This is a genomic window from Desulfitobacterium hafniense DCB-2, assembly GCF_000021925.1.
GTDB lineage: Bacteria > Bacillota > Desulfitobacteriia > Desulfitobacteriales > Desulfitobacteriaceae > Desulfitobacterium > Desulfitobacterium hafniense.
This window is the reverse complement of record NC_011830.1, coordinates 4,728,570-4,752,038: the sequence shown is the minus strand read 5'-3', so window position 1 is coordinate 4,752,038 and position 23,469 is coordinate 4,728,570. Positions and strand designations below refer to the sequence as shown.

At 41.8% G+C, this 23,469-nt stretch carries 19 protein-coding genes; 14 read left to right on the top strand and 5 right to left on the bottom strand.

Annotated features, from left to right (window positions below; all coding sequences use genetic code 11):
- Positions 1-20: 20 nt before the first annotated feature.
- Together DHAF_RS26270 and DHAF_RS22380 are read right to left on the bottom strand one after the other, a co-directional pair.
- Positions 21-506 carry an IS1634 family transposase gene (locus DHAF_RS26270; protein ID WP_274532764.1) on the bottom strand — a complete coding sequence of 162 codons (486 nt, stop codon included), beginning with the start codon at positions 504-506 and terminating at the stop codon, positions 21-23.
- A 146-nt stretch (positions 507-652) separates the two neighbouring features.
- Positions 653-2,365 carry a cell wall-binding repeat-containing protein gene (locus DHAF_RS22380; protein WP_015945251.1) on the bottom strand — a complete coding sequence of 571 codons (1,713 nt, stop codon included), beginning with the start codon at positions 2,363-2,365 and terminating at the stop codon, positions 653-655.
- 339 nt (positions 2,366-2,704) lie between these two features.
- Here DHAF_RS22380 and DHAF_RS22375 point away from each other — a divergent pair, with 339 nt between their 5' ends.
- From DHAF_RS22375 to rfbC, 5 genes are read left to right on the top strand one after another with little or no spacing between them, the layout of a single operon-like run.
- Positions 2,705-4,096, top strand: coding sequence for an undecaprenyl-phosphate glucose phosphotransferase (locus DHAF_RS22375; RefSeq protein ID WP_015945250.1), 1,392 nt, complete (start codon positions 2,705-2,707; stop codon positions 4,094-4,096).
- Positions 4,086-4,958: a glycosyltransferase family 2 protein gene (locus tag DHAF_RS22370; RefSeq protein WP_015945249.1), complete on the top strand. Its 873-nt coding sequence runs from the start codon at positions 4,086-4,088 to the stop codon at positions 4,956-4,958. Before DHAF_RS22375 ends, DHAF_RS22370 begins: the two co-directional genes overlap by 11 nt.
- Positions 4,919-5,884 (top strand): glycosyltransferase family 2 protein, encoded by a 966-nt coding sequence (locus DHAF_RS22365; protein WP_018305588.1) that lies wholly within the window; start codon positions 4,919-4,921, stop codon positions 5,882-5,884. The genes DHAF_RS22370 and DHAF_RS22365 overlap by 40 nt, the downstream gene beginning before the upstream one ends.
- A 16-nt stretch (positions 5,885-5,900) precedes the next feature.
- Positions 5,901-6,779 (top strand): glucose-1-phosphate thymidylyltransferase RfbA, encoded by an 879-nt coding sequence (rfbA, locus tag DHAF_RS22360; protein WP_015945247.1) that lies wholly within the window; start codon positions 5,901-5,903, stop codon positions 6,777-6,779.
- An 11-nt stretch (positions 6,780-6,790) separates the two neighbouring features.
- The gene (gene rfbC / locus DHAF_RS22355) at positions 6,791-7,351 is read left to right on the top strand and encodes a dTDP-4-dehydrorhamnose 3,5-epimerase (protein WP_015945246.1); all 561 of its coding nucleotides are present in this window, start codon (positions 6,791-6,793) and stop codon (positions 7,349-7,351) included.
- 100 nt (positions 7,352-7,451) lie between these two features.
- Here the strand turns inward: rfbC and DHAF_RS26715 are convergent, their stop codons facing one another.
- Both DHAF_RS26715 and DHAF_RS26710 read right to left on the bottom strand, forming a co-directional pair.
- Positions 7,452-8,030 (bottom strand): transposase, encoded by a 579-nt coding sequence (locus DHAF_RS26715; RefSeq protein WP_338009691.1) that lies wholly within the window; start codon positions 8,028-8,030, stop codon positions 7,452-7,454.
- Positions 8,031-8,097: 67 nt separating this feature from the next.
- The gene (locus DHAF_RS26710) at positions 8,098-8,415 is read right to left on the bottom strand and encodes an IS110 family transposase (RefSeq protein WP_338009690.1); all 318 of its coding nucleotides are present in this window, start codon (positions 8,413-8,415) and stop codon (positions 8,098-8,100) included.
- A 576-nt stretch (positions 8,416-8,991) separates the two neighbouring features.
- Between DHAF_RS26710 and rfbB the strand changes: the two genes are divergently transcribed.
- The 9 genes from rfbB to DHAF_RS22300 all read left to right on the top strand — a co-directional run bounded on the left by rfbB (position 8,992) and on the right by DHAF_RS22300 (position 21,882).
- Positions 8,992-10,005, top strand: coding sequence for a dTDP-glucose 4,6-dehydratase (rfbB, locus tag DHAF_RS22345; RefSeq protein WP_015945244.1), 1,014 nt, complete (start codon positions 8,992-8,994; stop codon positions 10,003-10,005).
- Positions 10,006-10,665: 660 nt separating this feature from the next.
- A complete protein-coding gene (gene rfbD, locus DHAF_RS22340) occupies positions 10,666-11,529 on the top strand; it encodes a dTDP-4-dehydrorhamnose reductase (RefSeq protein WP_015945243.1) in 864 nt (287 codons plus the stop codon).
- Positions 11,526-13,037, top strand: a complete 1,512-nt coding sequence (locus tag DHAF_RS22335; RefSeq protein WP_202796159.1) for an ABC transporter permease — start codon at positions 11,526-11,528, stop codon at positions 13,035-13,037. The genes rfbD and DHAF_RS22335 overlap by 4 nt, the downstream gene beginning before the upstream one ends.
- A 9-nt stretch (positions 13,038-13,046) precedes the next feature.
- The gene (locus tag DHAF_RS26705; protein WP_015945241.1) at positions 13,047-14,996 is read left to right on the top strand and encodes an ATP-binding cassette domain-containing protein; all 1,950 of its coding nucleotides are present in this window, start codon (positions 13,047-13,049) and stop codon (positions 14,994-14,996) included.
- 81 nt (positions 14,997-15,077) lie between these two features.
- Entirely contained in the window at positions 15,078-16,709 is a 1,632-nt protein-coding gene (locus DHAF_RS22325) for a class I SAM-dependent methyltransferase (RefSeq protein ID WP_015945240.1), read from the top strand.
- On the top strand, positions 16,710-17,567 hold the full coding sequence (locus DHAF_RS22320; protein WP_015945239.1) for an NAD-dependent epimerase/dehydratase family protein: 858 nt from the start codon (positions 16,710-16,712) through the stop codon (positions 17,565-17,567).
- Between the two features lie 11 nt (positions 17,568-17,578).
- The gene (locus DHAF_RS22315; RefSeq protein WP_015945238.1) at positions 17,579-19,399 is read left to right on the top strand and encodes a rhamnan synthesis F family protein; all 1,821 of its coding nucleotides are present in this window, start codon (positions 17,579-17,581) and stop codon (positions 19,397-19,399) included.
- Between the two features lie 12 nt (positions 19,400-19,411).
- Positions 19,412-20,137: a rhamnan synthesis F family protein gene (locus tag DHAF_RS22310; RefSeq protein ID WP_018305591.1), complete on the top strand. Its 726-nt coding sequence runs from the start codon at positions 19,412-19,414 to the stop codon at positions 20,135-20,137.
- 1,145 nt (positions 20,138-21,282) lie between these two features.
- Positions 21,283-21,882 carry a hypothetical protein gene (locus tag DHAF_RS22300; protein WP_015945237.1) on the top strand — a complete coding sequence of 200 codons (600 nt, stop codon included), beginning with the start codon at positions 21,283-21,285 and terminating at the stop codon, positions 21,880-21,882.
- A gap of 5 nt (positions 21,883-21,887) precedes the next feature.
- On the opposite strand, the gene DHAF_RS22295 is transcribed toward DHAF_RS22300, so the two are convergent.
- Positions 21,888-23,468 carry an IS1634 family transposase gene (locus DHAF_RS22295; protein WP_015945236.1) on the bottom strand — a complete coding sequence of 527 codons (1,581 nt, stop codon included), beginning with the start codon at positions 23,466-23,468 and terminating at the stop codon, positions 21,888-21,890.
- Position 23,469 lies beyond the last annotated feature (1 nt).

The window sequence follows — 23,469 nt, the reverse complement described above, 5'->3', positions numbered from 1 at the left end:
AATAAGATCTTTTGCCTTTGCTATCGCCCCTGCCCGTTCCGCCTTAGCTTTGGCAGCATATTTCGTGCCATAGAAACAACTTGTTTCTCGTCCACCTGAATTTTTTTCTTACCACCTGTTGTTGAGACGGAGATTTCTCTAGGATAAAGCCTAAACTTAATTTTAAACTCCTCATTCTTAACGACATATCCAGTTTGATCAAGCACATAATCTTTACAACTTTTATCCGCACCCCGGATGGAGTAGCTAAGTACATAACCATTTTTGGCTGCAAGAGCATAGGCAATATTATCTCCATTAGTCATGCCCTTATCGGCAACCACAATGATTCTACCCAGGGAAAATTCGCGCTGAATAATTCCAAGCATAGGAATTAGAGTTTGCTTATCTAGGGTATTGCCTGGAAAAAGTCTATATGTAATCGGTATCCCGTGAGTATCCATAAATAACCCTATTTGAACAATTGGATCAGAGCGATGCTCCTTAGAATGCCCTTTTGTACGCAGTTCGTCTTGTTCATCAATCTGAAAAAGTAGGTCTCATAATAACAGCCCCCTATGATAGACGGCAAGCATCTACCATAGGGGGCTGTTGTGTGTTGCAAATAGAGTCAAACTTTATAAAAGCCAATCGTTTAGGGGGGGCTCTTAAACTACCTGGTAAATAGTTTATTGACCAAAGTGTCACTGACAACGCCCTGGAGTCCAAACACATAAACATCATTAGCTTGTTGGAGAGACTTAGTTGAATATTGAGTGGTTACGGATTTTAGGCTACTATTATCCACCAGTACAATAGCGGAGGACAGGTTCGCTGCAAGCACTGAGCCGGAGAGGGCATCGGGAAAAGCAGCCCCCGTAGCGATGCAGATTTTTTCCAGATCCAGACTATCTTCGAACTTTTTAAGGATATTAACGTTTCTTTCGTATTTGTTAGCACCATCGATTCGTTCTGAACCGGGAAGTTGGTTTTTAACTTGATTGCTAATGAGATCTGTACCGCCCAGGACATAGGTTGTATAGAAGTTGTTGGAGCTAACAAATGATTTTACAGAGTCAGGGAAGGTACTTTTATCTGTCAATAAGATGGGGATGCCTTTTTTCGCGGCAATGGGGGAGATGGATAAGGCATCGGACCATTCAAAACCGTTAACAAGCACTAACTCTCCTGACGTCGAGCCTAATTTTCTAGCGATAGCGACAGAAGTTTCATAGCGATCCTTACCTTCAAGCCTTTCCGTGAGGATTCCCATACCATTGAGTTGATTTTCGATAGTTTTAGATATAGCACCAGTACCGCCGCAGATAAAGATTTGAGTGGGCTTTAAACGGGTGATTTCATTTAAGGTGACTTGGGGAAGTGTTTTATCTGTAAGTAAAATGGGAGCATTGTATTTCAGAGCTAATGGAGCAGCGCTTAAGGCATCGGGATAATTATTCCCAGTTGCCAAAACGATATAAGCTGAGCCGTTTGGCCACCCTTGTTTGGCGATTTGAACTGAAGTTTCATATCTGTTGGCTCCGCCCAGTCTGATAGCATTAATACCTGTGGCGGTTACAGTAACTTCACATGTGGCACTGCATGAACCGTCAGAAGCAATGGCTGTAATAACGGCACTTCCTAAAGAGACTCCCGTTATTACGCCTCCGGATACAGACACTATACCAGGGTTAGAGGATTGCCACATTAAATAAGTATTGGAGGGAAGCGCCGGCGCAATATTAGCAGTTAAGGTCGTGGATTTGCCGATAGATAATGTAGCCTTGCTTTTATTTAAAGTGATTGTGGCCGGAGCATCATTGACTGTGACGGTACATGTTACACTTTTCGAACCGTCAGCTGCCGTTGCTGTGATCACCGCTGTGCCAAGCTTTTGAGCCATCAATACTCCGTTGAACACTTGAACAACCTCGGGATTCGAGGATGTCCAATGGACTGCTTGACTGGGCGAAATAGTGACGGTTAAGGTTTCTGTGGAACCGACGCTAAGAACAGAAGATGTTTTATTGATTTCCATTGTTGAATCAGGTTTCTTAACAATAACATAACATGAAGCGTAATTACTGTTCCCGAAAGGATTCATAACGTTGATATAAGCGGTTCCTTCATTGAGAGCCATAAGAAGCCCATTAAAGACTTTGACTACATTCGGATTGGAAGATATCCAGGTTAGGTTTTGAGTAGGAGTACCTGCGGGAAGGACGGTTGCAGTTAAGGTGTCGGTTTGGCCAACGGTAAGTACTATCGTGCTTTTATCCAGACTTATTGATGTGGATGCAGTATCCGCAAATACGGGAATACTTATAAATAAAAGTGAAAAAACCAACAAAAAACATAATAAAGATCTTGAATATCTTTTCTTCATAAGAATCCTCCTTGAATTTGGTAAGTAATATCTATCCATATCAGTTTGAATGATATGGGGATATTAAGAATTAAGGGCTACAATTTTTCTTCCTAAGCTCGCCCCTGATAATAGGGTTTCTAATATTACGCTTACTGCCCCCCTTGCATTAGTTACTTGGTTTATCCGGGAATTTATGACTCTTGATTCTTAAAATAATGATACAATGTATCTTCTACGTGAGAAAGTTAAATCCTTCAAAAATCGACACATTTAATATGTGCTGTAAAAGGAAAAGGATTTTCTGTGTAATTGTCGAATAGGAAAGAAGAACTAAAGATAATTATCGGAGAGAAGTAGATGATCAGGGAAAACCAGAAAACGCTGAATATGATTCAAGTCATTCTTGATCTGGCTATCGTAGTCATAGCCTTGGCGTTGGCGTATTGGCTCAGGTTTGCGAATTATGAAGGAAGCCATCTAAAGTTTGAAAGCTATGTTCCAACCCTTGTCCTCCTGGTTCCTTTGCATTTCTTTCTCTACTACTTGTTGGGTCTTTATGAGGCAAGGCGAAGAAAGAGCTTGTCTTTTGAAGTGGGGAAGATCATACAGGCTAACTTTCTGAGCACTATGATTCTCTTTACACTTCTCTATATCATCAAAGAGATCCACTACTCCCGCCAGGTTCTTATTTATTTTGTAATTTTCACTGGTACACTTACAATCGCTGAGCGGATGGCCCTCAGAGCAATACTCAATAATATACGTGAAAAAGGGTATAACAAAAAGCATGTTCTCATTATCGGTACGGGCAGATTAGCCAAAAGGCTGGTTAATGCCCTCCAAGAAAACCGCTACCTTGGCTATGAGATTCTGGGCATTGTAGGCGAGAATACCGCCGTAGGTAAAAAACTGGCCGGAGTCACAGTAGCCGGCGCAATCAGCGATCTGGAAAACATTATCATGGAAAGTAAGATCGATGAGATCTTTATAACCATCAGCACTAAGGATTATGACCTCTTCAGAAATATCATTAAGATCTGTGAAAAAAGTGGTGTCCGCACTCAAATCGTTCCGGATTATGCCCGCTTCATCCCGGCCAAGCCCCAAATGGATGAGATAGAGGGTATTCCTCTTATCAACATACGGCATGTTCCCTTGGATAACTTTTTAAAGGCATTTGCGAAGAGAGTTTTTGATGTTGCCGTATCTTTTGTCGGATTAGTCGTTTGTTTACCTTTATTTCTCATCATAATCATTGGGATTAAGCTCGATTCCCCGGGGCCTATCATTTTCTCTCAGGAGAGAGTAGGGCTGAATAAGAAGAATTTTATGATGTACAAATTTCGGACGATGAAGGAGCAATCTATTGAGGAATCGGACAAGGAATGGACTACGGAAAATGACGATCGCAAAACAAGACTTGGCAATTTATTGCGTAAAACCAGCTTAGATGAGCTGCCACAGCTTTGGAACGTTTTTAAAGGGGATATGAGTCTGGTGGGACCCAGGCCGGAGCGTCCTTTTTTTGTAGAACAATTTAAGGAGAAGATCCCTCGATATATGGTTAAGCACCATGTAAGACCGGGTATAACCGGCTGGGCCCAGGTCAACGGCTGGCGGGGAGATACTTCGATTCGCAAGAGGATTGAGTGTGATATCTACTATATTGAGAACTGGACGTTTATGTTTGATTTGAAGATCTTGGTGATGACTGTATTTAAGGGGTTTGTGAATAGGAATGCTTATTAAAGAAGTGGAGCTATCTATCATTACCATAAACTATAATGCCAAAGGCCTCACAGACCAAACCGTGCGCTCAATCTCTGATTGTGCACCGCAGATTTCTTATGAAATTATAGTAGTGGATAACAGTAATGACGTATTAGAGGAATATGACGGAGTCAATGGCAAGCTAACTGTTCTCAGTCGGGTCAAGAATAAAGGATTTGGCAATGCATGCAATATTGGAGTGGCCAATTCCCGGGGCAAGTATATCCTGTTTCTTAATAATGATACCATTATGCATAAGGGAACATTGGAGGCTTGTCTTCGCTACATGCAACAGCACTCAAATGTTGGAGCACTTGGTGCCCGGACTTTATTGAGTGATGGAAGTCTTGATCATGCATGTAAACGGGGGTTTCCTACACCGATGTCATCTCTCTACTATTTCTGCGGAATAGATAAAAGATACCCCAAAAACAAAAAGTATGGAGCTTATCGTCAGACCTTTATCGAAAACGATTCTATAAGTGAGGTGGATTCCGTAGCCGGTTCATTTTTGATGATGCCGCGTTTTGTATTTGACAAATTGGGCGGGTTTGACGAGGATTTTTTTATGTACGGTGAAGATTTGGATCTCTGCTATCGCGTTAAAATGCTTGGTTATTCAGTAATTTATTACGGAAAAGCCAGCATAACCCATCTAAAGGGACAAAGCGGATTGCATACGAAGTCTCAGAAAGTAGTTCATCACTTCTATAACGCAATGCTGATATTCTATAGAAAACATTATGTTGACAAGTATAGTGTTTTGGTTTCAGCGTTGGTATATTGTGGAGTAAAAATAAAATGTTCGCTGACAATTCTCAGGCTGAAGTTGGGGAAATGATGATTACTATACTGATGGGAACCTATAATGGTGCGAAGTTTATTGCTGAGCAGATAGAATCTATATTAAGTCAAACGGAAAAGGATTGGAAGCTTATTATTTCGGATGATTGCTCTACTGATGCTACAGCTAGTATTGTAAGCAAGTATGCAGAAGCATATCAGGATAAGATGACCTTCATAGTAAGAGACAAGCCATCCGGCTCGGCTAAAAATAACTTTATCCATATGTTAAGCTTGTATGAAAGTGAATATATAATGACTTGCGATCAGGATGATGTGTGGCTTCCAACCAAGATAGAGCTTACCATGAAAAAAATGCGTGAGATGGAGGATAAGTTTGGTAAAGAAAAACCTCTTCTCGTGCACACAGACTTGAAGATTGTTGATGCTAACCTGAAGGTAATGGCAGACTCAATGTTTGAGTATCAAAATTTGGACAGCGGTTGTAGTGCTTTAAATAATCTTATCGTGCAAAATATTGTTACAGGCTGTACGATGATGATTAATCGTTGCCTTTTGGATTGGATTCGCGATGTTCCGGAAGAATCTATCATGCATGATTGGTGGCTTGCGATCACGGCCTCTGCCTTTGGTCATATTGGTTTTGTTAAAGAGCCCACCGTACTTTACAGACAGCATAGCAATAACGAAGTAGGGGCAAAGAGTGCCAAGTCCTTATCCTATAATCTACAAAGATTGATGGAGCTGAGAAAATCCGAGCTGACATTGCGGAAGACATATGAGCAAGCGAAGGCATTTCTGGACATATACGAACAAAATCTTTCTGTAGAACAATCAGTTATGATAAAAGCGTATACATCTCTGACAACCTATGGGAAATTAAAGCGCATCTACTTAATAAATAAGTATGATTTTTGGAAGATTGGCTTCGCCCGCAGGTGTGGGCAAATATTTTTCATATAGATGGAGGACAGTTACAATGAAGGGGATTATTCTTGCTGGAGGTTCGGGTACGCGATTGTACCCTTTAACCATGGTAACATCAAAACAATTACTGCCTGTTTATGATAAACCGATGATTTTCTATCCGTTATCCACCCTTATGTTGGCAGGAATTAAAGATATACTTATTATTTCAACGCCACAAGATTTGCCGAACTTTGAACGACTATTAGGTGATGGTGCAAACTTTGGGATTAATCTCTCTTATAAAGAGCAACCATCTCCGGATGGTCTGGCCCAAGCCTTTATCATCGGCGAAGAATTTATCAATGGCGACAGTTGTGCTATGATTTTGGGGGATAATATTTTTTATGGTAGTGGCTTGACAAAGCACTTGCGTGCAGCAGCTGAGCAAAAAGAAGGAGCCACTGTATTTGGCTATTATGTGGAGGATCCAGAAAGATTCGGTGTAGTGGAATTTGATGAAAAAGGGAAGGCGATTTCCGTGGAGGAAAAGCCGTTCAACCCAAAATCGAATTATGCTGTGACCGGTCTGTACTTTTATGATAGTAAAGTATGTGAGTATGCTAAGTGCATTAAGCCGTCTGCCCGTGGAGAATTGGAAATTACTGACTTGAACCGGATTTATCTGGAGAATGGCAGCCTTGATGTGATTACTCTGGGGCGTGGTTATGCGTGGCTAGATACAGGAACCATTGACTCTTTGACGGAAGCCGCAGAATTTGTTAAAGTTCTCGAGACTCGTCAAGGTGTTAAAATATCTGCCTTAGAAGAAATTGCTTATCATAATGGTTGGATTACCAAAAAGAAATTGCTGGAATCAGCCCAAAAGTATGGGAAAGCTGCTTATGGGGAACATCTAAAGAAAGTAGCTGAAGGAAAATTCATCTACTAAGGGGGATAGGAATGAAGGTTATAAAGACTGATGTCTTAGATGTCTATATCATAGAACCCAAAGTTTTTGGAGATCATCGGGGTTGGTTCATGGAAGCCTGGTCAATCCAGAAAATGAAAGAAGCAGGGCTTGAGTATGATTTTGTCCAGGATAATCATTCCTTCTCTGCCCAAAAAGGGACTTTACGCGGGTTGCATTTTCAAAAAGGGGATGCTGCGCAAACGAAGTTGGTCCGTTGCAGCAGAGGGGCGGTCCTGGACGTTGCCGTAGATTTGCGGAAGGGTTCACCTACTTATAAAAAATGGGTAGCTGTAGAATTATCGGCTGAAAATAAAAGACAACTACTAATACCGCGGGGGATGGCGCATGCTTTTTTGACCCTGACTGATAATGTGGAATTCTTATATAAAGCGGATAACTTCTATTGTCCAGAGGCCGATAGAAGTATTATTTGGAATGATCCGGAGATTAACGTGACTTGGGGAATAGAAAATCCGATTGTATCTGAAAAGGATGCTAGTGCACCATGTCTACGAAATAGTGATATAGACTTTGTTTATGAGGAGAAGTAGAATGAAAGATAAGTCAAAGTCAGCGCCGTCAGAGCATAACAAAACAACCCTGCATGCTTTTGGAAAATTGCAGAGCAAAAACAAAGCTATCCAAAAAGAACTACCCGACGGCTAATCCCTGCTTTTCGAGGAAGCGTATAGCTTGCCGGATGGCCTTGGCCTTATGCTGTTCCTTAAGGGACTCCGGCATATCAATTTTGAAAAGGTCACAGGGATTCCATACCTCACCGGTAGACATCATGGAGAAGATGGCAGTGAGAATCATTCTGGCAATGGCGATAATGGCGCGTTTCTTACCCCGGCGTTTAGAAATCTGTTCATACTTCAGACGATAGTAGGGAGATACGGTCGCTTTCACGGCTGCGTGGGCGACTTGCACCAGCGCAGGTTTGAGATACACTCTTGCACGTGAAATGCGAACCGACTTCTTCTTTCCAGCAGATTCATTGTTGCCGGGCGTTAGGCCCGCCCAGCAGCATAAACGCTTTGAGGAGCCAAATTGCATCATATCGGTACCTATCTCGGAGATGACCGTGACGGCAGAACGACGGTCATCTCCGGGAAGGGTACACAAGAGAGAAATAAGATTCTCATGCTTGGCAACCATGGTATCAATGGTCGAATCAAGCTGTGCAATGGAGAGGTCGAGGTAATCAAGATGAGAACGAATAAGACGCATACGAATTTTTGTTCAGGGGTAATGGAATACCCTTCAATGGATTCAAGCACGGCATCGGCTTTCTTTTTCAGCGAGCGTTGCAAAAGAGAAACACAATAGTCCGGAGCGAAGGAATCCCAGAAATCAGGTAATCGGTAATAGCGGAGGCGGATTTGCCAAACATATCGGATACGACGGAATCCAAAGTCACATTACAGACGGTGAAAGCATTTTGGAAGCAGTTTTTCTCGCTGCTTTTCATGGAAACGAGTTTAGAACGATACCGGGTAAATTCACGGAGAATGCGGATGTTCTGGGAAGGGATAAAGTTTCCGGGCACAAGCCCAAGGCGGAATAAATCGCCAATCCACTTGGAGTCCTTCTCATCATCCTTGTTGCCTTTCACCGCTTTAACCCATTTGGGATTGGCAACGGTTACCCGGAGACCGCGTTATTCCAGCACGTTAAATACGGGGACACAATATTTGCCCCTGGACTCCATGCACACATCAAGACAGTGGTTAGCATGCAACCAGTCTGAGAAGGAGTGAAGGGCAAGACCAAAGGTGGAGAACCGCTTCTTTTGGTAGTGTGGTTGAATACCATCCGTTGTGGAGATATGGGGTGCTACCAGAAAGGTTTTGTGGACATCGACACCGCAGCAGATAGGATAAACGACCTCAAAAAAGTCCCCCCTCATAGTGGATGAGAGGAGGGAGACAGTGACTGAATCATCACCAATTGAACAGGTGCTAAAGCAATTCTTAGCGTACGAGCTCGAAGCGCCACTTATTTGTGCTTGAACAGATGATTCCCACACTGATTAGAATACTGTTTTTGCAGGAAGCGCGTCTACGATCCCTCCTACCGTGCTTTGTAGTGTGCCTTCCTCCTCGAATTTATTTTACAACAAAACGCCGCCAGTCAGCACCTTCTTTCATTCCTATTTGTGCTGACGCGTAGCGGCAGAATGGAGATTAGAATGAAACTAATTGTTACGGGTGGAGCAGGGTTCATCGGAGGAAACTTTGTACACTATCTGCTGAAGAATTATTTGGATTATAAGATTATTTGCTTGGATAAACTGACTTATGCTGGGAATATGGAAACGTTAGACCCTGTCATAACGTGTGAGAACTTTAAATTTATAAAAGCAGATATTGCGGATAGAGAAGCAATCTATCAAATATTTGAGAACGAAAAACCAGATGTCATTGTGAATTTTGCTGCCGAAAGTCACGTGGATCGTTCTATCGCGGATCCATCTGTTTTTTTACTAACTAATGTTTTTGGGACACAGGTACTGCTTGATGCCTGTAAAAAATATGGTATTAGCCGGTATCATCAAGTGTCTACGGATGAAGTATATGGGGATTTGCCCCTAGATAGGCCGGATTTGTTTTTTACAGAAGAAACGCCTATTCAAACGTCGAGTCCATACTCGGCCAGCAAAGCTTCAGCAGACTTACTGGTACAAGCCTATCATAGAACGTATGGGATCCCTGTAACTATTTCCCGCTGTTCCAATAACTATGGCCCTTATCATTTCCCAGAAAAGCTTATTCCGCTAATGATTGCTAATGTACTGAACGACAAACCACTTCCGGTTTATGGCACAGGCGAAAATGTACGTGACTGGCTCTATGTTGAGGATCACTGCAGTGCTATTGATTTGATCATTCACAAAGGTCGAGTAGGGGAGATATATAATATTGGTGGACATAATGAACGTACGAATCTCCAGGTAGTGCAGACAATTATTAGGGAGCTAGGCAAGGGCGAAATCAAGTATGTTAAGGATAGAGCAGGGCATGATTTACGCTATGCTATTGATCCTACTAAAATTGACATTGAACTTGGCTGGCGGCCGACCACAAGTTTTGAGAACGGTATTAAAAGGACCATTCAGTGGTATCTAGAGAATAGAGCGTGGTGGGAAAATATTATTAGTGGAGAATATCAAAATTATTATGAAAAGATGTACGAAAATAGATAAACTTTGATTTCCATCGTTAGGATAGTCTATACTCCCTATACATTTTGGCTTCAGGAGCACGCATATCTTGAGGAAACGGGCGTATTACAGGCCTGCTCCGATAGTGTTTTTTTATAAATGTAGAAGGGCATTTCATCGCCAAGAGCATAACAGATGTACACCGTATCATATGTTTCGGAAGGAGATTGGACTAGCTACCAAGCTTTTGATTTCCAATTTTGGTTTACCTACTGTGCTATGATGATTCGCACTTCAATGGCAAAAAACAATATTCTTTTGCTAATATACGGTATGCGATCGCTATCTGGCTTTTTTCACAGCATCTAAGAGTGGCTATCGCTATTTTTAACTCTCTGCTTATTTATTATCCGCAGCAATAAACCTCTTATTATTGCTGGTGTCAAGGACAAGTTTAGCTATCTAGAGCTTCATATTTGTAAGTTGCGTTGCCGCTTAGAATGGATGATACAGATCTAATCTGGGTTTGGGCACAGGAGCGAAAATTTCTTGGTAAGTGGGGAATAAAAGCGAACTGTATTGAAGTTCAGGAGATATAATGTGTTTTTGCATCTTTCTTTGAACTGGTTTTGTCTCAACCCAGAAGAAATCTTTATGGTTTTTGTAGTATAAGCGAAAAAATATAGTATAGAGGTTTTGTGTATGAAGATTTTAGTTACAGGAGTAAACGGACAACTAGGCTATGATGTGTGCAAGGTGCTCACAGAGCGAGGACTAGAGCACTGCGGTGTGGACATTACTGACTTTGATATTACCGATGAGAGGGCAGTGAAAGACTATCTTATTGATTACCATCCTGATGCGGTCATCCATTGTTCAGCATGGACAGCAGTGGATGCTGCTGAGGACCAGCCTGAAAAAGCAGTAGCTATCAACGTGGGCGGGGTGCGGAACATTGCCTCCGCATGTAAGGTGTTGGGCGCTAAGCTTGTTTACATCTCTACAGACTATGTATTTTCCGGCTTTGGTGATCACTTCTACGAAGTAGATGATGAAACGGGACCACTTAGTGTCTATGGGAAGACTAAGCTAGACGGTGAGATGGCGGTTAAGGAGCTACTGAGTTGCTATTTTATTGTCAGGATCTCTTGGGCGTTTGGAGTAAACGGGAATAATTTTGTTAAAACTATGTTGCGTTTGGCGGAAAGGCAGGATGAAGTGAGTGTGGTTTGCGACCAGTTTGGAAGCCCGACCTATACTGCAGATCTGGCTCCTCTCCTCTGCGATATGATCGAAACAAGCCATTTCGGAACATATCACGCTACAAACGAGGGGATTTGTTCTTGGGCAGAGTTTGCGGCTGAGATCTTTAAATTGGCAGGGCGGGCAGTCAAAGTCAATGAAATCATGACATGTAATTATCCTACAAAAGCGGTGAGGCCATTAAATTCACGGTTAAGTAAAGACAAGCTTGTAGAAGCTGGATTTTCTCGTCTGCCTCACTGGAGGGAGGCGCTTTCTGACTACATGGAAGTGCTGGGGGCGACAAAGCAGAATTTGGGATGAATGTATTAGGTGGTTCAAGGGGGACTTTTTCATTGGGGAATCAAAAGTTAGAATTGAATAGTAACAGGCTAATGAGAGATTGCCTAATATTTTTTATAGCGTATGTTGTACTCGTAGTTAGTTTCTACTTTATTGCCGGAGACAGCCTACAAAGGGTCATTAACATCACAGATATGGTTGATGCCAAAACAACATCTGGTGAAATCACAACCGAACGAACGGTAAAGCAGGATTTTATCATGCGAAATGATACTTTGGAATATTTAGTTGTTAAAGGTGCCACGTACGACAGAGAAAACAATGATACCCTGTTGATTACGATTCTGGATCAGCAGGGTACGGCATTAGCGACATCTGAGCTAGATACCAAAGGGCTGGAAAACGGCGATGATTGGACTATTTCTCTATCTAATCCAATTTTTGGAGTTAAAGGTCAAACACTTACACTAGTGGTCCGTTCTGAAAGGGGCACGCCAGGAAATGCAGTAACATTTGTTTACGGTGACTCCTATGCTGCTTCACGATTTGAGGTAGGTGCACAGATTCCCGAAAATGAGCTGCTTCGTGTAGATGATGTACCTTTGGATGGAACGCTTTGCCTGTCTGTTGTTAGCTCAACTAAGTTGGCTTTTGGCCAGTATTATTGGTACGGCGCAGCTACTGTTGGTGTATTGCTACTCATTTATCTAATTGTGATAGTTGTCAATACTAAACGAGGAAAAGAGACGGGAATAGTAAGGTTAGTGTCCTTTTTTGAGCGTTATAGTTTTCTGATTAAGCAACTGGTGTCCCGTGATTTTAAAAACAAATATAAACGTAGTGCTCTTGGTGTGCTCTGGAGCTTTTTAAACCCTTTACTTACGATGCTGGTTCTCTATCTGGTGTTTTCTACATTGTTTCAGTCCAACATCCGCAATTACCCTGTGTATCTCCTTTCCGGACTGGTCTGTTGGAACTTTTTTTCTGAGGCAAGCTCAATGTGCCTTATGTCTATCACGGGCAACGCTGCCCTCCTCACCAAGGTATACGTACCTATGTTTATATATCCCTTATCAAGGGCAATATCTTCATTAATCAACTTTCTGTTGGCTTTAGTCCCCTTGTTTGCAGTGCTGATTATTACAAAGGTGAGTTTAACGGCGGAGTTTTTTCTTCTTCCCTTTGGAATTGTGTGTCTTTTTCTATTTTCGTTGGGTATTGGTTTGATTCTTGCGTCCTCGATGGTCTTTTTCAGAGATACTCAATTCCTTTGGGGCGTGATAGCGATGTTGTGGATGTATCTTACCCCCATTTTTTATCTTGAAAGTATTATTCCCCGCCAATGGATGTTGCTTTATAAAATGAATCCGATGTACCATATTATTAGTTTTTTTAGGATTATTCTAATTGAAAATGTTTCGCCTGAACCGAAGGCATATCTGCTATGTCTGTTGGCCGCGATAATTCCCCTTACAGTGGGAATTATCATATTTAAAAAAACAAAAGACAAATTTATTCTTTATATTTGAGAGGTACTCATGCACAAAAATCAGACAATAATTAAGGCCAAAGATGTTTCCATGTGTTTTCAGATGTCTTATGATCGAATTCAAAGCGTAAAAGAGTATATTGTTCAAACCTTTAAGGGAAAAGTCCGCTATGAGGAATTTTGGGCTTTAAAAGATATCAACTTTGAAATAAAGAAGGGAGAAGTTGTTGGCTTGGTCGGTAGCAATGGCGCAGGCAAAAGCACATTGCTAAAGATAATTTCTGGCATATTAAAACCTACGAGCGGCAAAATTCAGGTAAATGGAAGTATTGTACCAATGCTGGAGCTAGGAAGTGGCTTTGATTTTGACCTGACCGGACGAGAAAATATTTTTCTGAATGGAGCAGTTTTGGGCTATAGCGAAAAATTTCTCAACAAAAAGTATGATGAAATTGTGAGCTTTTCTGAGCTTGGTAAATTCATAGAAGTACCGTTACGGAATTACTCCTCCGGTATGATAGCCAGGTTGGCATTTTCTATCGCTGCTATGGTCGAGCCGGATATTTTGATCGTTGACGAAATACTCAGTGTCGGTGATGCAGCGTTTCAAAGAAAAAGTGGTGAACGAATGAAAGAGATGATGAACGGCGGCACGACAGTGTTATTGGTTAGCCACAGTATAGCTCAAATACAGGAACTGTGCGACAGCGCGATCTGGTTGCAGAATGGTCAACAGGTTTTGTCAGGCGATGCCGATATTGTTTGTGGTAACTATATCGGTGGGTATGCGGGCACTTCTAGCCTAAATGCACACGCCATTCAGGGCGCTGAATATTCAATGATGTACTTTAACAGGGGGAGCGATTTTAACCCCGAGGATGCACGCTGGCTGAGGATTACTCCCTATGGCGGTGAGTTCTCTCAGTATTATACTTTTCCAGAACCGTGCAAGAGGCTGCGGTACGATCCTGTTTTGTTGGGTGGCTATGAGCTTTCGAACTTGTCCTTTTCAAGCACACAAGAACCAGTTAATGTTTTGGCTCTGAACTGCAGCGTTTTAGATCAGACGTATGTAATGGGTGAAAGCGATCCACAGATTTACTTGGAGTTTCAAAAGCCGATCTCCAACATTAAAGTCTCTGGAAATCTCATAGAAAATGTGAAGCTTAGTCCCAAACTTCGACCTCAGAAAAACTTTAAATATGAGGTTCATTTGTGTGAACACTGCAACTTAAATTGCAAGAGCTGTTTCCATTTTGCACCGTTTTCAGAACCTGCTTTTTTACTTCCGTCCGATTATGAAAAAGACTGTCAGCGATTATCGCAGCTATTTGATCACAAGGCACAGCTGATACTTCTTTCTGGCGGGGAACCGCTATTGCATAAGAATATCTGTGAATTTATGAGGATCAGCAGAGAGGCATTTCCAAGCGCGAGTATACGTATCGTTACCAACGCACTACTGTTGCCTAAGATGGATACACAGTTTTGGAGAAGCTGTGAGAGATACGAGATAGCGATTGGTATTACGAAATTCCCAATCAGCTTGGACTATTTAAGCCTTGAAAAAACCGCACAAGATATGGGCGTTAAAATATATTATGAAAACTCTTCCGATGTTATTGAGAAGAAAATGGATTTCTATTCCCTAGATTTGAACGGTGAACAGAATATTAACATGAGCTTTGCTCACTGTGCTCTTGCAAACGATGCTTATGTACTGAGCCATGGACGCCTGTATACTTGCCCGATATGTGCTTTTGTGCCTCATTTAATTGATTATTTCAATCTTACAGTATCATATCAGAAAGAAAATGGAATTGATATATACGGTGCCCAGAGCGCAAAAGAGATTATGGATTTTCTGGCACGGCCCGTTCCGATGTGCGCCTACTGTGATGTAAATAGCCGAATGAAGGATAACAAATGGGAACCCTCTCAAAAAGAACTGAGTGAATGGATAAGCACGGCAAAAGATACTGAAGTTCAACATTACTAAGTTGCGTCCTATATAATTGGCGGATCGGATTTGAAGTATTAATGTAGTTCCTTATTGAACAGCGGAGGTGAGGTAAGATTTATGCGTGTGGATAACAAATATCACTATAATATAGATGTGGGGGATATGGACATCCTCAGTGAGACATCTCATAGTAAGTTGTTGCGGATGGTTAAGCCCGGAGGAAAGGTATTAGAATTTGGCCCAGCTTCTGGAGTGATGACGCGATATATGAAAAATAAACTGGGGTGCCAAGTTTATATCGTAGAATTTGATAAGGACTCTTACCAACTAGCCATCCAATATGCAGTTGATGGATGGTGCGGAGACATTGAAGATGGAGAATGGATCGAAAAATTTGCCGATGCTCGATTTGACACGATTATTTTTGCTGATGTTCTGGAGCATCTGAAAGACCCAGAGAAAGTATTGTCTCTGACGAAAGAGATGCTCGCCGACGATGGAAGTGTCATATTTTCGGTTCCTAATATCGCTTTTGGTGATATTGTTATGAACTTGATGTGCGACCGCTTTCAATATACATCGCTTGGGTTGTTGGATAATACACACCTTCGTTTCTTTGCTAGAGAAAGCCTAAAACCATTTGCGCAACAGGCCGGGTATACTATTGTATATGAAACTTGCACATTTGTTCCGCTGTTCTTAAGTGAACAAGGTACATTTATTCCGGAGGGGGAAAGAGCAGAGCTGGAACGTATGTTGGTAGCACACCGTTATCGCAATGTTTACCAGTTTATTTGCCGTCTAGTAAAGATTGAATTTGCATCTCAAATAAACATTGAATCTGATGTTGAAAAATGGGGTTTATTAAGGGAAGAACATGCTTATGAATCCAAATTATACTTTGACTGCGGAAAAGGATATAATGAAACGAATCGGATATTATTCACTTGGCCAAAAACTAAAGGTGGTCGGTCCATCTATGAAGTAGAGCTGCCAAATGGCTGTATCTCGGTGCGGTTTGATCCTGTTGAGTACCAAAAGTGTATCTTAAATAGTACAGAAGTTACTGTCGATGGTGTACCAGTTGAAATCAGAAACCTAAACGGTATCCATAGCGGTGCATGGGATTTTTTTTGCATTGAAGATCCGCAAATGGCGGTTACAGTTCCACATGGAAGTAAACAGCTACGTATTGAAACGACGATTACAATTCTGGGAAACAATGGCTGGCGTGAAATTTTTGATTTTGTTTCGCATAATAACCAAGAGAATCAGAGCCGTTTAGATGCTATGGAGCAGCAACTTGAGACGATGAATGGTAGTAAGGCGCAAATGGAAGTAGCGCTTAAGAACGTGCAGGAAGCGTTGGCAGTTAAAGATGAGCAATTACAGATTATAACCAGATCTGTTGCACGAGCACAAGATGAAATGACAAAAGCAAAGAATGAATCTGATGTACTACGTCACCACTATAATCTTGTGGTAAAAAAGTGCAGGCAGTTGGAATCTGAAGTGTCAGTTAAAAATGAGCGGTTGCAGACTGCAACTAGATCTGTCGCACGGGCACAGAATGAAACGACAAAAGCAAAGAATGATTGTGATGTACTACGTCACAATTATAATCTTTCGGTAGAATATTGCAGGCAGTTGGAAGCCGAAATTACAGCTATGAAAGCATCAGCTTCATGGAAAATTACAAAGCCATTACGTTCCTTTTCAAGTGAGCGTAAAAAGAAAGTAGGAAATTAGATGTCTAAGAAAGTTGTTGTTACGGGAGCAAATGGCTATATAGGGGCTCATTTGATCGCTGAATTGCAAAAGCATAGCCAGCATTTTCAAACAATTGCTGTAGATATTGATGATAAATATATTCCGAAAGGAGTCACATTCGTCTCTATGGATCTCTTAAATGAGGCAAGAAAGGAGACGCTCTATAAGGAATGTGGAGAGCCGGATATATGTGTGCACCTAGCCTGGCGGGACGGATTTCAGCATAATGCGTTGAGCCACATTGACGATCTTCCCTGTCACTTTCATTTTTTGAAAAATCTTGCTGATCATGGTACCACTCATTTTGCAATCGCTGGTTCTTTTCGCGAATACGGGAGTGTAAACGGCATGGTGGACCAGGATGCGGTTGTCATTCCAGATAACTTTTATACATTAGCGAAGAGCATGTTAAAGCAGGCACTGGAAATATATTTTAAGGAAAAAAACATTTGTTTGCAGTGGCTTCGCCCCTTTACCGTTTATGGTAATGACAGTAGAAACAATTCTATCATGAGTAAAATTATTCGATGGGAAGATGAAGGAAAGCAATCGTTTCCGTTTACATCAGGAAATGAGGAGTACGACTATGTTTCGGTGTATGAGGTTGCAAGGCAGATAGCTGCCGTTATTTCACAAAGGGAAGTAGATGGCATTATTGACTGCTGTACAGGAAAACCTACACGTTTAGGAGATAAGATTGAGGGCTTTATCAGAGAGAATCACTTTAAAATTAGGCCTGAATATGGAGCCTTTCCAAAACGGGAATACGATTCATCGGTAATCTATGGTGACAACCGGAAGATTACTGAAATTATTAAAAAATGTATATTATTTTGAGGTAGATGTGTATGAATAGACTAGCAATATTTGTTTTTTGGGAAAAAGAGGGAATAGTTCGAGAATATATTACTGTATACTTAAAAGGGATAAAAGAAGTTGCAAATAAGATATATGTCGTCGTAAATGGGGAAATTAATAAAAATGGTCGGGAGATATTGGAAGAAACAGTTGGGGCGGAAGTTTTGGTGCGCCCTAATGAGGGTGTTGATTTTTGGGCGTATAAAACAGCCTTGGATGCTGAAGGGGAAGAAATATCAGAGTATGACGAGGTGATACTCTGTAATTGCTCGTGCTATGGTCCCGTTTATCCGTTTCGTGAAATGTTTGATGAAATGGGGCAAAAAAACCTAGATTTTTGGGGCATTACTGAGTGGCCTTTGAATGAAGCGGGTTATGAAGGAACCTGGATACTTTCCTATTTTATGGTGTTTAGACCCCGCATGTTTCTTTCCGATGTATGGAAATTATATTGGGAGAATCTCTGCCCCGTTTATTCCCGCGAAGAATGTATTCTACTGCATGAAACGAAGTTTACTCAGTATTTTGCGGATAAAGGCTTCACATACGATGTCTATTGTCACAATACACCGGACTATATTGATCTTACTATTGAGGCACCGGATAAGCTTGTCATTGACCAGCGATGCCCGATTATTAAAAGAAAGGCTTTTTGCGCTGAGTATAATCGTTTTTTATCTTATCATCGCGGGAGCGCATCAAAGCGGGTGTTTGATTATATTCAGAAAAATGATTTATACGACACGAACATCATTCTGGATGATTTACTTGCGACGCAGCACTATGCATTTATTAAGAACTGTCTTCATCTGAACTACTTCCTTCCAAGTGATTATGTTGTAAAGCCCTTGAAACGCCAGCCTAAAGTTGTTGTTTGCTTTCATGTATATTATGAGGATTTGCTCGATTCCTGCTTCCACTATATGCAATCTATACCGCAGTTTGCCGACATAGTTATTACCACTCCTAAAAAAGAACTTGTTGGAATCATTGAAGAAAAAATTAAAAGCTATGAGCTTAATAATACGACGATTAAGGTTATAAATGCCCGGGGCAGAGCTGAAAGCGCATTTTTGGTAGCCACAAAAGATTTTATTCTCGACTATGATTATGCGTGTATTGTACACGACAAAAAAAGCTCTTTTTTACGGCCGGGATGTGTAGGGGTCGAATTTGGATTGCAAAATCTTGACGCATTATTAGCCACATCAGCTTACGTTGAAAATATATTATCCATATTCGAAGATAATCCAAGAATTGGTGCTCTAGAGCCTGTACATTTGCTACATGCGAATTTCAGAGATTTATATGGCGGCGAATGGGGTGCAAATTATAAAGGTACAGAAGAATTTTTGAAACGGGCCGGGATCGACCTTCTAATTTCGCCTGATGTTCCACCGCTTGCTCCAATGGGTGCTATGTTTTGGTTTCGTCCGATTTGTATGAAGCGCATACTGGATATGGAATGGGAGTATGAAGACTTTCCAGAAGAACCTTTGCCGCTGGATGGTTCTTTGATTCATATTATTGAACGTGCTTATCCGTTCATTGTGCAGGATGCAGGGTACTTAACTGGCTGGGTATCCACGATTGAAGACGCGGAAATTCATTTGACAAATATTTCGTACTTATATCGTGATGTAAATATAAAGCTACATAATTCACCAGATAAAAGTATTTTCGTTCCCATTGTAAGCCGGGTAGGTGCTAATGAGGCGATAAAGAGTTATTTAAAAAAACGGTTACATCCTACTATATGGACTGTATTAAAAAAGATATATTATAAAATGGGTGGGAAACCTATAGGATAAGCGGTGGTGTGAATGTTGAAAATAGCAGTTTGTGTGCATCTTTATTATGTAGAAATGTTTCAAGAAATAACATTCTATCTTGATAATTTTTGCGATATTTCATATGATCTTTATTTTACTATTCCGCAGGAAAACAAAGTATTTCTCCCCGTCTTAAAAGGGCGTTATCCTCATGCTAAGGTGATTGTCACTGACAATGTAGGCTTTGATATTTATCCGTTTCTATGCTTTCTTAAGGAGATTAATCTTGATTATTATGATGTTGTTTTTAAACTACATAGCAAAAAGGATATACCTATTGAGTTTAGTCGCAATGGAGTAGATTTAAGTGGTTCCAAATGGCGTGATTATATGTTTCAAGCGCTTATGGGAAGTCAGCAACGGGTCAAGTATGTGATGAGAATAATGGAACGGCATCCACACATCGGAATGGTGTGCGCACGTGAAGTTCTGCTACGTGGTTCAGCGATGATTGCACAGGATATCGACTTGATAAAGGTAGAGGCAGCGATGCAAGAGTGTAAGCTATTAATCAGAGAATGGGAATATGTAGCAGGCTCTATCTTTGCAGTTCGCAGTAAGCTGTTAAAACCACTGAAGAATAGGAATTACTTGAAAGCTGATTTCCCTCCATATTTTCCTAGAGATTGGAATGGTCTTCCCTACTGCCTTGAACGTGTCTTCGGATGTTTGGTTTCAGCTCAGGGTATGGTGATTGGCGGGCTGCCGCCAGTTTGATCGACTCATTTGTTCGTGACTACTGCGATATCTGCAATCTTATGTTTCAAGAGAGATTACGGGCAAGCAACAAGCTCCTTATGAAGCTTTGGGAGTTAAACCTCCGACCTAGATATAAAATCTCGGGAGTTTAGGTTAAAAATCTCCTTGGTTCCTGCATTAAAGATTTTATCATCCAGAAACGAGCATTAGGTTAAGTCTTCAACCCGAATACTGTATCACTTTTATAGACTTGTGGCCGATAAGTTTCTGGGAGATAGCACCCTCACATGGACAATAGCCTTTGCCTCTGGATTCAGTCAAACCATGGAGATTATTCAAACGGCCTTTTGAGGAGGATTACTCCTATAAGGCAGCTTGGCAAATATATGAAAGGGCTTGGCTACGATGTTTATGTCACTCATGGTTACTCCCGGATAGGCAGATTAAGGTATGAGGCCCTATATCTATATGACCTTCGAGTTGAAAGCCTTTTTCAATGCCATTGATCAGTACCCTTCTTCACCGTTCTCTCCGACCAGGAGATATGTCATACCGATCATTTTCCGCATGCTGTACTGCTGCGGGCTGCACAGCCCAGAAGCATCAATAAGGATGGAAACTGCTTTCATAAATCCATATATAACAATTGGTTCCATGAATTTTGGGATAAGTTGCCTGAATCTAGTGCAATTAGAGGAAATTCAGCAAGAGTTCATGACTTCGTAAACGTCAAATAAACCCGCACCTAATTACGATGCGGGTCAGTCTTCCTCCTAAGCGTGCTTCTCTGATATCTCATCGTTTGGTTTCGGGGAAAACACCTTCTTCGGCAAAGCGTTACTTCCAGGGAGAAGTTCTTCGATGGATTGTTAGGTAGCCCGGGTTTCCCTAGATTAGGGCTGTTCGTGAAAATCCACGCTAAATACTCAAACAGATTCAAACCATTCTCTCTTGCTGTTACGATCAGGCTGTAATAAATAGCACTGGCTCTTGCACCGTTGGGTGTGTTGGAAAAAAGCCAATTCTTACGTTTATGTGCGTAAGAACATAAACGTAATTATGTTCCGAATATATTTATGTGCCCAGCGTAAACGCAACGATGGTGCAGTCCCAGATATTGTGTAAAATAACAGTGCAAAATTTTTGAAAGGAGCACTGTTATTATGCCAACATTCAAAATCAGTGAAGACACACGCCGCGAGCTTGAGAGATTCAAAGAGTACATGCGAAAACAGGAGTACAGCGATGCATCGGTCAGCGGGTACGGCACCTATCTTTCGCGATTCCTGCGGCAGACCGAATTACTGCAGGCAGACACATCAAAAGAAGCGTTCGAAGTCTTTCTCGAAACCGAAAAAGTGAATAACTCGCGAACCTTCAAGTATTGCCGCGCCGCATTGAGCTTGTATTACATGATGGTCAGCGGCAACAGACTGAAGAGCAGCACCGAAACCACTTCAACACCTGAACTAGCAGGCCAGCTTCAACACTTCCGTGAGTATTCGCTGCAGATTAAGCATATTAAAGAAGACACTGCTAATTCGGAAGTCAATCATGTGCGACGGTTCCTGCAACACGCTTTCATACACAACCCGCAAGGCTTCGCCAAGGGATTGACAGCGGAGGATATCCGAAAGTATGCAGTGGAACGGCTTGCTACGCTTTCACTTGAGTTTGACACCTCAAAAACTGAAACTATTGAATTTCAAGGGTTTGAAAGGTTCATTTTTGGGCGTGCCACTACAATTAACTATTTATGGTAATTATCTTACATCTCCTGTACTCGTTCAGGAATCCGAAGCCCTACTGCCTTAAAGGCCATAGCCGCTGCTCCATGGATTTCCGTTCTGACTAAATGATCCTGGTCCTTTAGTTTAAGCTTAACGGCATGAACTTTTCTTAAAGCTCTTATTACCTCCGTATAGCCATACTCGCTTGCGCAGTTTTCCAGGAGTTTCTGGAACCTGATCTGTATCACCAGGGCTAAAAAGCAAAGCATGATGTGACCAGAGATTCGCCTTTCTTTCCAGTGGTAAACAGGGCGTAAGTCGAGAGTACTCTTGAGATTCCGGAAGGCCCGTTCTATCTGCCATAAGTCACGATACGCTGTGGCTACCTCTTCCGTTGGGAGCTCGGTATTGGTTTGTAGGATATAGAGTCCATCGAAAACAGCAGCTTGCTTCAATTTATCGGTATTAATCGTTGCTGCTTCGGCAGTCACATTGATATATTTTTTGTATTCACTATGGCCGATTAAATCCTTAATGCCCCCATGTTCCAGCTTGCTTCTCAGTTTCATCTCAATGTGTTCTCGGACGAGCTGATCGCGTTTGGCTTCCTCTTCGTTTAAGCACACAATATAACGTTTCTCCTGATGGAGGACTTCTTTAACCTTTAGATTATCCTTCACGAAGGGATAAGGTTGCGCAGATGCTGCAAGCTCTGGACCAGCCTTTATATTACGCATACGAACCCCAAGGATGTAGTGAAGTTGCAATTCTTCAAGCAGTTCCAAGGTTCGTTTCCCCATCATGCCCCGATCCCCAACGACAATGACTCGCTGGATAGTAAAGCGCTTTTTCAAATCACTTACAGCCTCAATAAAGGCATCCGTATCCGGCGTGTTTCCTGGGAACACATGATGAGCTATGGGAATCCCGTCTCTGGACATTAATATACCTATCATGACCTGAAGGCGGTCGGGACGATGATCCTTGGAATGCCCGTATTCCAAGAGGTCAAAGGCTCCGGCATCTCCTTGGACATACGTGGAGGTGGTATCAAAGAACACCAAATCCAGCTGCTGCGTGAACAGGTTGGTATGGTGAAAAAATAATTGCTCTTCGAGAGTGTCTTTGTTTTCATCGAGAAAGTCAATGGCTCTATAGAAGTGGTGAAGCTTTAAACTTTCAAATTCAGGGCGATAGACGGAATCTTTCCAATCGCTAACTCCCAATTTACTGGTAGGCTCTGTCAAACGATTTAAGACCATACAAAAAATAGCTTCTTGAACATCGATGCTCAAGTCTCTCTCGTTAAAGAGCCCGGCAAAAATTTTATGGAGACCAAGGTTTTCCCAAAGCCGACGAAAGACCATAGAAGGACCAAATTCTTTGCTCCAATCCGCAAAGAGATCTTCCGCAGCATCAACCACTGCGAGCGTATCGGAGAACTTCGCCAGAGAGCGAATAAGGTCGTCAAGTTTCCCATTTTGGAGATCCTCCACTCTCCCCAAGTTACAAAGGACTTTCTGACGAACTTTACCCTCTTCGCGCCGACTCTCAACAAGTTGAAGGTAACGGCGTGGTGAGCCGTCCCGGTTGTAGGCAGTTTTAATTCGCGCAAACATA

What these genes read in the sequence shown, in the direction of transcription:
- rfbB (WP_015945244.1), top strand. Translation starts at nt 8,992, where the DNA reads ATGAAACTAATTGTTACGGGTGGAGCAGGGTTCATCGGAGGAAACTTT.
- DHAF_RS26715 (WP_338009691.1), bottom strand. Translation starts at nt 8,030, where the DNA reads ATGCGTCTTATTCGTTCTCATCTTGATTACCTCGACCTCTCCATTGCA.
- DHAF_RS22325 (WP_015945240.1), top strand. Translation starts at nt 15,078, where the DNA reads ATGCGTGTGGATAACAAATATCACTATAATATAGATGTGGGGGATATG.
- DHAF_RS22375 (WP_015945250.1), top strand. Translation starts at nt 2,705, where the DNA reads ATGATCAGGGAAAACCAGAAAACGCTGAATATGATTCAAGTCATTCTT.
- DHAF_RS22380 (WP_015945251.1), bottom strand. Translation starts at nt 2,365, where the DNA reads ATGAAGAAAAGATATTCAAGATCTTTATTATGTTTTTTGTTGGTTTTT.
- DHAF_RS26705 (WP_015945241.1), top strand. Translation starts at nt 13,047, where the DNA reads ATGCACAAAAATCAGACAATAATTAAGGCCAAAGATGTTTCCATGTGT.
- DHAF_RS22300 (WP_015945237.1), top strand. Translation starts at nt 21,283, where the DNA reads ATGCCAACATTCAAAATCAGTGAAGACACACGCCGCGAGCTTGAGAGA.
- DHAF_RS22320 (WP_015945239.1), top strand. Translation starts at nt 16,710, where the DNA reads ATGTCTAAGAAAGTTGTTGTTACGGGAGCAAATGGCTATATAGGGGCT.
- DHAF_RS22315 (WP_015945238.1), top strand. Translation starts at nt 17,579, where the DNA reads ATGAATAGACTAGCAATATTTGTTTTTTGGGAAAAAGAGGGAATAGTT.
- DHAF_RS22335 (WP_202796159.1), top strand. Translation starts at nt 11,526, where the DNA reads ATGAATGTATTAGGTGGTTCAAGGGGGACTTTTTCATTGGGGAATCAA.
- DHAF_RS22370 (WP_015945249.1), top strand. Translation starts at nt 4,086, where the DNA reads ATGCTTATTAAAGAAGTGGAGCTATCTATCATTACCATAAACTATAAT.
- DHAF_RS22310 (WP_018305591.1), top strand. Translation starts at nt 19,412, where the DNA reads ATGTTGAAAATAGCAGTTTGTGTGCATCTTTATTATGTAGAAATGTTT.
- DHAF_RS22295 (WP_015945236.1), bottom strand. Translation starts at nt 23,468, where the DNA reads ATGTTTGCGCGAATTAAAACTGCCTACAACCGGGACGGCTCACCACGC.
- rfbA (WP_015945247.1), top strand. Translation starts at nt 5,901, where the DNA reads ATGAAGGGGATTATTCTTGCTGGAGGTTCGGGTACGCGATTGTACCCT.
- rfbC (WP_015945246.1), top strand. Translation starts at nt 6,791, where the DNA reads ATGAAGGTTATAAAGACTGATGTCTTAGATGTCTATATCATAGAACCC.
- rfbD (WP_015945243.1), top strand. Translation starts at nt 10,666, where the DNA reads ATGAAGATTTTAGTTACAGGAGTAAACGGACAACTAGGCTATGATGTG.
- DHAF_RS22365 (WP_018305588.1), top strand. Translation starts at nt 4,919, where the DNA reads ATGTTCGCTGACAATTCTCAGGCTGAAGTTGGGGAAATGATGATTACT.